Source organism: Deinococcota bacterium, from assembly GCA_030858465.1.
In the GTDB taxonomy this organism is placed as follows: Bacteria; Deinococcota; Deinococci; order Deinococcales; family Trueperaceae; genus JALZLY01.
Window position 1 is genome coordinate 1 of the sequence record JALZLY010000033.1, and the last position, 10,111, is coordinate 10,111.

At 62.6% G+C, this 10,111-nt stretch carries 6 protein-coding genes; all 6 read right to left on the minus strand.

Going from position 1 to position 10,111, the window contains the following annotated elements; all coding sequences use genetic code 11:
• A partial coding sequence (locus M3498_01975; GenBank protein ID MDQ3458065.1) for an ABC transporter ATP-binding protein occupies positions 1–670 on the minus strand: 670 nt, incomplete at its 3' end.
• 133 nt (positions 671–803) lie between these two features.
• The gene (locus tag M3498_01980) at positions 804–1,793 is read right to left on the minus strand and encodes a zinc ABC transporter substrate-binding protein (GenBank protein ID MDQ3458066.1); all 990 of its coding nucleotides are present in this window, start codon (positions 1,791–1,793) and stop codon (positions 804–806) included.
• A 57-nt stretch (positions 1,794–1,850) separates the two neighbouring features.
• Entirely contained in the window at positions 1,851–2,546 is a 696-nt protein-coding gene (locus tag M3498_01985; protein MDQ3458067.1) for a metal-dependent transcriptional regulator, read from the minus strand.
• Positions 2,547–2,905: 359 nt separating this feature from the next.
• A complete protein-coding gene (locus M3498_01990; protein MDQ3458068.1) occupies positions 2,906–3,217 on the minus strand; it encodes a S8 family serine peptidase in 312 nt (103 codons plus the stop codon).
• A gap of 193 nt (positions 3,218–3,410) precedes the next feature.
• Complete coding sequence (gene dnaG, locus M3498_01995) at positions 3,411–5,261, minus strand: DNA primase (GenBank protein MDQ3458069.1); 1,851 nt, start codon at positions 5,259–5,261, stop codon at positions 3,411–3,413.
• A gap of 957 nt (positions 5,262–6,218) precedes the next feature.
• Complete coding sequence (locus M3498_02000; protein MDQ3458070.1) at positions 6,219–8,909, minus strand: EAL domain-containing protein; 2,691 nt, start codon at positions 8,907–8,909, stop codon at positions 6,219–6,221.
• Positions 8,910–10,111 lie beyond the last annotated feature (1,202 nt).

A 10,111-nucleotide genomic window follows, 5' to 3' on the forward strand; every position in this document is an offset into this window, starting at 1 on the left:
GAGCAACAATGCGCACGTTTAGGAGCGCCATCCAATCGAAGTAGCTCGAGACCGTTTGCAGGTCATGATGCACGACGATCACGGTCTTGCCCCGGTCGCGCAGCGCTTTGAGCAGGTCGATGATAGCCCGTTCGGTGGTGGCGTCAACACCCGCCAAGGGCTCGTCCATGAAGTAGATCTCGGCGTCTTGAACGAGCGCCCGCGCCAGGAAGACGCGCTGCTGCTGCCCGCCGGAGAGCTGGCTGATCTGCCGCGCGGCGTAGCTCTCCATGCCGACTTGCGTCAGGGCCCTCACCGCCAGGTCGCGCTCCTTGCGGCCGGGCCGGCGCAGCCAGCCGAGGCTGCCGTAGAGGCCCATCGTCACCACGTCCAGGGCGGTGGTGGGAAAGTCCCAATCGACGCTGCTTCGCTGCGGGACGTAGCCCACGATTTTGCGCCTCTCGCGGTACGGCTTGCCATAAATGTAGACGTGACCCGCGGCGGGCCTGACCAGACCCAGAGCGGTCTTGATCATCGTGCTCTTGCCGGCGCCGTTCGGTCCGACGATGGCCGCCAACACGCCCGGCGGCACGTTGAGGTCGATGTCCCAGAGCACCGGCTTGCTGTCGTAGGAGACCGTCAAGTCTTCGATGTGCAAGGCGAGTTTGGGTTCGTGCATGTCGGCAGTCATGAGGCCTCATTTTTATGGGTACGGGGTTCATGGGTACGGGGTTCATGGGTACGGGGTTCATGGGTGTGGGCGCGTGGGGACCTAAGCCACGCGCCCCTCGAAGAGGTAAAAAACAGGAGGCATGTCTGGAGTGTCAGGGCATGTCCCAGCTTTCCGCCCAGTCCGCCAGTGCTTCCGGCCAGGCGGCGACCTCACCGCCCAGCGCTCCCACGATGGTGACGGTGTTGCTGCGGATCATGCCGATATAACTGCCTTCGGCGCTGCCCTCTTCGCCCATGGCGTCGCCGAAGAGCTCGCCGCCGATAACCACCTCGGCGCCGCGGTCGCGCGCGGCGGCCTGCACGGCTTCGATGGTGCGGGGGTTGATGGTGGTCTCGACGAAGATGGCCGGCACCCCGGTCTCGACCACGGTGTCCGCGGCCTCGCGGATGTCGGCCAGGCTGGCTTCCGCTTCGGTGCTGATGCCCTCGATGGCCGCCACCTCGATATCGTAAGCCTGAGAAAAGTAGGTAAAGGCGTCGTGGGCGGTGACCAGCACGCGCTGCGCCTCGGGGATCGAGGCGATGCTCTCGGCGACCCAGTCATGCAGGGCCATGAGCTGCGCCCGGTAGCTTTCGGCTCGAGCCGTCATATCGTCCGCGCACTCGGGCCGCTGCTCACCCAAGGCAGCCGCCACCACCTCGGCCGTCCTCGCCCAGAGGCTGGCGTCCATCCACAGGTGAGGGTCGGGCTGGCCCTCGAAGGCGTCCTCGCCCTCGAGCAAGTGCTCCTCGGCCACCGCCCCCTCGGCCACCGCCCCCTCGGCCACCGCCACGGTCGGCACGCGCTGGCCCAGGCGGCTCAAGACCTCGCCAAGCTGCCCCTCGAGGTTGAGACCGTTGTAGAAGATGATGTCCGCCCGGCTCAAGGTTTCTACGTCGCCGGCGCTGGCCCGGTAGAGGTGAGGATCGATGCCGGGACCCATCAGCATGGTCACGTTCGCACAGTCGCCGCCGACCTTGGCGACAACGTCGGCGACCATGCCGGTCGTCGCCACGGCGTCGAGAGCCTGGCTTTCAGAAAAGCTCGAGCCGGTGAGCGCGAGGCCGGCGACGAAACCCATTGTCAACGCGAAGTGCTTCATCCATGCTCCTTTCGAGTTCGATTAACCTAAAGAATATTTTAGGTAATCCAAAACACTCTACAGCGAAGCTCTTCGGCTGTCAACCGTGGCATCGGCCATGGGCGCGACGTGAATGGCGTGCGCGAGTTCATGGGCGATGGCGATCCGGCTGCCGTCCTGCTCGAGCGTAAGGGGACCGCCGAAGGGAGCGCGGGCGCGCAAGGTCACCGTTTCGCCCAGCACCAGCTTGTGCTCGGCGAGGTAACGAAGCACCTCGCGCTGCTGGTTGGTGATGCGGGTGATCGTGACCGTTTGCCCAAGCGCGATCTCGGCGAGCGGCTGTCCCAGGTCCTCGGGCAGGCTGCCGTCGCGCCTCGGGATGGGGTCGCCGTGCGGGTCGTAGGTGGGGTCTCCCAACAGTTCGGCGATGCGGTCTTCGAAGTCTTCGCTGATGTGGTGCTCGAGCCTCTCCGCCTCGTCGTGAACCTCGTGCCAGGCGTAACCGAGCGCCTGCGCCAGGTAGGTTTCGATGAGGCGGTGGTGGCGCAGGGTCTCCAGGGCGATCCGCTGGCCCGCCGGGCTGAGGCTGACGCCCTTATACTTTTCATACGCCACCAGCTTGAGCGAGGCCAACTTCTGAAGCATGCCGGTGACGCTCGCTGGGCTGACCTCGAGCGCGTCAGCCAAGGCCTGCGTCTTGACCTCGCGGGCGCCAAGCTCGTAGATGGTCTTGAGGTAATCCTCCACCGCGCTGGTCAGAGGTCGCTTGACCATGCCGACACCTCCTATGCTGTTCCCATGCCGTCAAACCGAATCGAGAATTAGGCACAGCTAAACAATAAAACGACAAGCTCGCCCACGTGTCGCTGCCGGTGACATGACCGAGCAGGCCGATGCGGTGTAGCCGCCAAAGGGCCGAACCTCGAGCTCGAGGGCTCTTCGGCTCGAGCTTTTTACTCTTATTGTTCACCGGTAGGCATGAATGGGGACATTGATCATTAAGAGCATGATGCGATGTCGAGGGGTCTCGAGTCCTCCTCGACGACGTTACCGTCGGCGTCATACAACTCGTACCTGGCTAAGATACCGGTCCCTTGCGGAAGGATTTGACAGGGAGCAGTGATATCATAATTTTATTTAGCCCCCAGGTTTCTTAATGCCGCTGCCGCGTCTGCTCTAACGTTGACATGGGCATGACTGGAATCACGTCGTCCTGTGTTAACCAATATTTGCCGTGCCCGAGCGGTAGTGACCGTTGGATCAACTTGCTTCATCAACGCGGCGATACCTGCTATTTGCGGAGCTGCGGCACTTGTGCCAGCGTAAGAAAAGGGCCTGTCTTCACTTGGATTTTCCTGGTAGGCACAGCGATTATTGGAATAACAGCCAGTGAAGTTGGGTGTCGGAGTACTGAAGAGGTCTCGGAGAAAGACGTATGTTTTCATGAAAGCTGTCTCCTTGAGACTGATCCGAAGCGACGTTTCCCAAGACCGAAGTGGTCCGCTCCTCCTCTTCTCGATGGCTCCCTTTTGAAAGCGAGAGGTCACTCGTGAGATAGTTGGTGTGCGGCTAGGGTAAAGGAAAATGAGAAGAATGAGAATAGGCGCATGGAGCTTCATCCTGCTGAAAGCTCGTCGTTTAGGGCCTCTTGCCGTTTCGCAAGGAGGGTGCCCTGCGCATGCGCCGCTCGGCGTCGCGGGCGCTCAGCATGGCGTTGATCTCCTTGAGCTCGCCGTAGTAGTGCTGGAGCTGCTGCGGCGAGAGGCCGGGATCGGTCAGGTACTGGCTCACCTCCTGCATGCGCTCGAGCAGGCGCCCGCGCTGGTTTTCCTTTTCGCCGTCGAGATAGAGCTCGCGCAGCCGGGCGAGCGACTTGCGCAGGTTGGTCTCGACGTCGAAGGTGTTGTCCTCGTCGTCGCCGCTCTGCGAGAAGAGACGCTCGTAGAGGACGCCGCCCTCCTCGCGCTCGCGGTACTTGAGGAGGATCTGCCGGTCATCGTAGTCGCAGCTCTCGCAGATCGTCTGGAACTCGCGCAGAACCGAGTCCTCGGTCAGCGGCGGCAAGGAGGTCGCCACCATCACCAGGCGCTCGAAGAGCCTGCCCGGCTCGAACAGCAAAAAGGCGATGATCTCGAGCTCGAGCAAAACCACCCTGGACGGGTTGAAGCTCGCCTTGGCCATGCCCTTGACTTGCATCTCGTTAAGGCGGCGGCCGCGCTTGCTGTTTACCCACTCGCCCAAGCGCTGGCCGTCGATCTTCAAATGGTCGATGACCAGGCGGCGCAGTTCGGCGGCCACCGGGTCGAAAACGTCACGGGGCCTGAGCGAGGGCAGGAGCTCCTCCAAGATGGCCTTCTTGCCCTCCAAGGAGGTCTTGTCGTGCTTGCCCACCACCGCGGCGAAGCGGAACTCGATCTCGGAGAGGCCGCCGCCCAGGGCGCGCCGGAAGTCTTGGGCATGCCCCTCCAGGACGGCGTCGGCCGGGTCCTTGCCGTGGGGCACCTTAACCGCCCGGACCAGGAACTGCCGCCCCACCGACTGCTCGAGGCCCGAGAGGACGGCGCGCTGGCCGGCCTCGTCGGCGTCAAAGGCGAGGAAGAGCTTCTGCACGTCGAGGCGTGAGAGCTGGCCCGCCTGCTCGGCGGTCAGGGTCGCGCCGAGCGCGGCCACCGCGTTCTCGAAACCGGTCTGGTGCAGCGCGATCACGTCCATGTAGCCCTCGACGACGATGCACTCGCCCGAGGCGCGGATGGCGGCGCGCGCTCTGTCGAGGCCGTAGAGGATCTGGCTCTTGTCGAAGATGGCCGTCTCGGGGGTGTTGACGTACTTGGGCAGGCTGCTGTCCAGGACCCGCCCCGAAAAACCCACCACCCGGCCTAGCGGGTCCTTGATCGGAAACATCACCCGGCCCCTGAAACGGTCGTAGCGCCGGCCCGACTCGGACTCGGCGATGAGGCCGGCCTCCAAGAGATCCGCCTCCGGCACGCCCTTGGTCAAGGCGGCCTTTAAGAGGCCGTCCCAGGACTCGGGCGCGTAGCCGAGCTCAAAGGCTTCGATACTCAAAGGTGTCAGCTTGCGTCCCACGAGATAAGTCAAGGCCGGGCCGTTCTCGAGCTGCGCGCGGAAGAACTCGAGCGCCAGCCTGTTCACCTCGTAGAGGTCGCGTCTGCGCCAGTCCCGGGGCGCCGCCGGCATCACCTCGACGCCCGCCTTGGCGCCCAGGATCTGCAGGGCCTGGGCGAAGTCCACGCTCTGCGTCTTCATCACGAAGTCGAAGATGTCGCCTTTGGTCTGGCAGCCAAAGCAGTAGAAAAAGCCCTTGTCCTGGTGGACGTGAAAGGACGGTGTCTTCTCGCTGTGGAAGGGGCAGAGACCCTTGAGCCGGCCGCGCCCGGCGGGCTTTAACGCCACCACCTCGCCCACCACCTCGGCGACGTCGAGGCGTGAGCGGATGCGTTCTTTGGCGTCACCGGACGCGTGGCTGGTCACGTTGCCCCCTGCGGATGCGTAGACGGATGCGGACCGGGCTAGTCCCAGTGTAGGGCCACTAGGCCCCCCGCTAGTGCTTGGGGTCACTAAGTGCCCTGCGGAGTGCTTGGGGTCACTAAGTGCCCTGCGGAGCGGGTAAGACCCGCCGCTAGTGCGGCTGCAAGTGCGGGTACTACAGTGTAGGGCCACTAGGCCCCCCGCTAGAGTCGAGGGTCACCAGACCCGGCCTGGAGGCCGTACTCGTGCGGGTACTATACAGACTAGCCCTTGGCGGCCCCCTTGGCTGCGTAAAGCTTCCTATTTCGTCCGGCACTTCTCGCAACCGGCCCCGCTGAGGAGGCATCATACCATTTGGGGTTTGTTCGAAGCGGCAAAATTGCCCTTCAGAAAAGGCGTCCTGGACGGGATATTTTTTAGGGAACGGCCGCGCGGCCCGTAGCCATCTTGTCAAGCAGGCTGTTTGGCCGGCCAGGACGATAAGCACCTCGGCAAGCGCTCGAGCGGCAGTGATGGTGCTCGTGAAGGTCTCAGTGAACAGGTGCCGACGCGGATGAAGGGGACTCGAGCGCCTCCTCGGGGCGTGGGGCAACATACCGCCTGGAGCACTCGAGCCCCGAAAACGTTTGGCTGGACCGGGCCGCAGTGTAGGGCCACTAGTGGTCTGTCAGCCTTCTTTTGATGGGTCATTGCGAGGAGCGGAGCGGGTTTCGCGAAGCACTCCGCAGGATTCGCGCAGCTTCCCGAAGGGGCGAAGTCGTGCGAAGCAACGCGGCAATCTTGCGCCTCGCTTCTCAAGAGATTGCTTCGCTTCGCTCGCAATGTTCGCGCAGCACCCCGCAGGGACAACCCATCATTTTTGCCTTGACAGACCACTAGCCCGACAAGTTCCCGCTGTTTCACGCCATCGGGCCGCTAAGCGCATCGGCCTACCTTTGGACGCCCCGAAACGAGCCTCTGTCAGGCATGCTCGGTTTTCTTTCGCTTCAACAAGCTGGTCGCGGTCTTGGCGGCTAGAGGCTTCGAGAAGAGGTAGCCCTGAGCGTAGCCGCAGCCCAGCGCCCTGAGCCGGGCGGCCTGCTCCGACGTCTCCACCCCCTCGGCCACCACCGCCATGTCCAGACTCTGCGCCAGGGCGACGATGACCCGGACCAGTTCCGCGCTCTGGTAACTCCCGGTCATGCCGCTGACAAAGGAACGGTCGATCTTGAGGGCCTGGATGGGAAAGTTCTGCAGATAGCTGAGCGAGGAATAGCCGGTGCCGAAGTCGTCGACGGCAAGCCGGACGCCCACAGTGCGCAGGCCCTGGAAGGTCCGCAGGAACTCGGCGCTGTTCATGAGCGCGGTTTCGGTGATTTCCAACTGCACGGCCGCGGGCTCCAGGCCGGTGTCGCGGAGCGTAGCCTCTACCTCGCCGACCAGATCGGTCCGCGTCACCTGTTGGGCAGCGATGTTAACGCTCACCGTGAGCGACGGATACTGCGCCCGCCAGACGCTCAACTGCCGGCAGGCTTCGCGCATGACCCAGCGGCCTATGTCGACGATCAGCCCGGTTTCTTCGGCCAGGGGAATGAACTCGGCCAGCGCGATGAGCCCGTGCTGGGGATGATGCCAGCGCACCAGCGCCTCGAAACCGCCAACCGCGCCGCTTTCGAGCGAGACGATGGGCTGGTAGTAAAGCTGCAACTCCTGACGCTCGAGCGCGGTCCTGAGGCCGGTCTCGAGCGGCAGCACCGCTACGGCGCGGTCTCTCATCTCCTTGCGGAAAACCTGATAGCGGGCTTTTCCCTGAGCCTTGGCGTGATACATGGCGATAGTGGCGTCGCGCAAGGCATCCTGGGCCCGGTCATAGCCGACTTTGGAAGAGACGATGCCGATGCTCAAGGAGATATGGAGCTTGTGACCGTCCAGCTCGAAAGACTGCTGGAGCTTACCCTGAAGCCGCTGGGCCAGGTGAACGGCGTCCTCGATACTGCTGATACCCTCGAGCAGGACGATGAACTCGTCGCCGCCAAAGCGCGCCAGCGTGTCCGCGGGATGCATGAAGGCCTCGAGGCGCCGGGCCACGGCGATCAAGAGCGCGTCACCGATCATATGTCCCAAGCTGTCGTTGACGACCTTCAGGCGGTCGAGATCCAAGAAGAGCACGGCAAAGGCGCACCTGGCGTCCCGCTTTTCCTTCTCGATGGCCTGGTCGATGCGGTCCATGGCCAGAGCGCGGTTGGCGAGGCCGGTCAGCGAATCGTGGAAGGCGTCGTAGGCGAGCTGCCGGTTCGTCCTTTCCAGCTCGGCGGTGCGCTCCTCGACGCGCCCTTCCAGGGCGTCATTGGCCGCCCTCAGCGCGTCGTTGGCCTCTCTCAAAGCCTCTTCCATTACCCTTTGAGCGGTGATGTCCTCAGCGATCCCCGCTATCCGGTAAACCTCGCCGGCTTCATTCCTGATTGGAAAAGCGCGGTCGCTCACCCAGCGAACCGAGCCGTCGGGCCGCACCACGCGGTACTCCTCCTCGTATTCGCCTCGAGGCTGCTTCTCGAGCGCAGCCAGCACACGCCCCTGGTCGTCGGCGTGGATGGCCTCGAGAAAGGAGGTCGGCCTTTCATAAAGGCTTTCTCGCGTCCGTCCCCATAACGCCTCGTAGGCCGGGCTGACATAACTCATCAGGCTTTTCTGAGGATCGGTCAGCCAGAAGACGTCGTCGATGTTCTCCGCCAACTGGCGGAACTTCTCCTCGCTTTCGGCCAGCGCCGCCCCCGCCCTTTCCCGCTCGGTGACGTCGCGAAAGGTCCAGATCCGGCCGATGACCTTGCCCGCCAGGCGCTCCGGCAGCGACGTGCGCTCGATGATCCTGCCGTCTTTGAGCTCGAGCACGTCGTGGCTCTCGGTTTCGAGATGGCCATAGAGTGCTCTCACCCTCTCGAGAAAGCTTTCGGGGTCTTTGAGCTGTCTCTGGGAATTTTCGACCAGGGCGCCGTCGTCGCCAGAGGCGATGACCTCCTCTGGAACCCGCCACATCGCCACGAAGGCCTGGTTGTAGCTGTTGATCTTGCCCTCCAGATCGACGCTGAGCACGCCCTCGGCGATCGAGTCGAAGGTCGCGCGCAAGAGCGAGAGGGTGCGCTCGCGTTCCGTGACGGCCTCTTCACGCGCCGCGGCTTCTTCGCGGAGGCTGTGAGCCGCCCAGCGCAACTCGAACTGGCCGACGGCGAGTGCGGCCAAGTCCGCAAGCAGAGCCCTTTGCTCCGCGCTCAGGGGTTGGCGCGGCGTGGTATCCAAAATGCACAGCGTCCCCAGCTTGAAGCCGTCCGGCGCCGTGAGCGGCGCACCCGCGTAGAAGCGGATGCCGAGCTCGCCGGCCACCAGCGAATTGTGCGAAAAGCGCGGGTCTTGCAGCGCGTCGGCGACCACCGTCACCTCGTCCGAGCTGATGGCGGAGACGCAAAACGACAACTCGCGGTCGGCTTCACGGACATCGAGCCCGTAGCAGGACTTGAACCACAGGCGGTCTTCGGCCACCAGGCTGATCAGCGCGATGGGCACTTCGAAGAGCCGCGCCACCATGTGGGTGATCCGGTCGAAGACATACTCGGGCGGCGTGTCGAGAATGCCGTAACGCTTTAGGGCCGCAAGGCGCTGAGGTTCTAGGTTGACCATTTGTCCATAGTTGAGAGTTGAGAGAGGCCCCCAGGTGTTATGGGGATATCCTACTGAGAGCTTAGCACGCCTAATTTGCCCCTATGCAGTAGTCACGACGAAACGCGCCAGCGCACCCGCTTGGCCCCTCCTGAAGGCAAAAAAAGCAGAAGCTCGAGTTGTGCGGACAATGCCGCTGGGACGGCTCGAGCCGAGCGACACCGCGGCTTCACCGCCCTACCCCGGCATAGAAGGAGTCCGGTCACTGGGAAAAACAGCTACCGGCAAACGAAACTTCATATTCGGTTCATGTGTTCGCTATATCTTTAACGAGCAAACGAAACCAGCCAAGGCCGGTGGAGGTGCGGAGGGCGGCGGAAGCCAGACTTGGGAGACCGAAGGGCATCAGGAGATGCCGCCCGCAGAAGGAAACCTGCTCTGTGGCTTGGGCGCTTAAAGCGGGTGGAGTTAGCGACAACGGGTTGAACCGGGTGATGCGCTAGCAAAAAAAGCACAGCAAGGCTTCGGCCGAACTTAAGCTCCCAAAAAAATCAAGGCACTTCGGTGCACAGAGAGAATCAGGTGGGTTATGAAGAAGTTCGGTTTTCGTTTCGCAGGTTTAGTGGCAACGGTGGGGATGATGGCTTTGGCAGGCGCAGGCATGGCACAGACTGCCTCCCATGACCTTACTGTTATCATCCAACCAGTTGACACAGTGAGCGCAGGAGGTAATCCTACAGCTATCACACTTGCTGAGGTTGGCACTGGTACGAGTGTCGCCAACACTTTGGGTTTCGAGACAAACGGCCTCCTCAGACTCATTACCGTTAGAATTGATTCTGCTTACCCTGATGGACTGGTAGTGTCTGTGACAGCTGCTCAAGGGGATGGAACCTTTACCGGAGCTACTCCGCCTGCTTATGTTGTAACAGGTGTTCCTCTTGCCACCACGACAGCGCCACTCATCACAGGCATCTCGAGCGCAAAACTCACTGGTGGCCGCTTGACCTACTCGGCTACATCGGCGCTAACTGTAGCGCCCGGTACCTACACCAGGACCGTCACGTACACCATTGGAGTAACGCCGTAGGCGCGAAACAGAAGACATAGGGACGGTAGCCAGGAAGAACAGCTTCCTGGCTATCTTTTGCTCCTCAAGTGAAAAGATGGACGCCTACCCCGCCCACATTGATCGTCGTGGTGCTACAACAGTACCGTGGTAA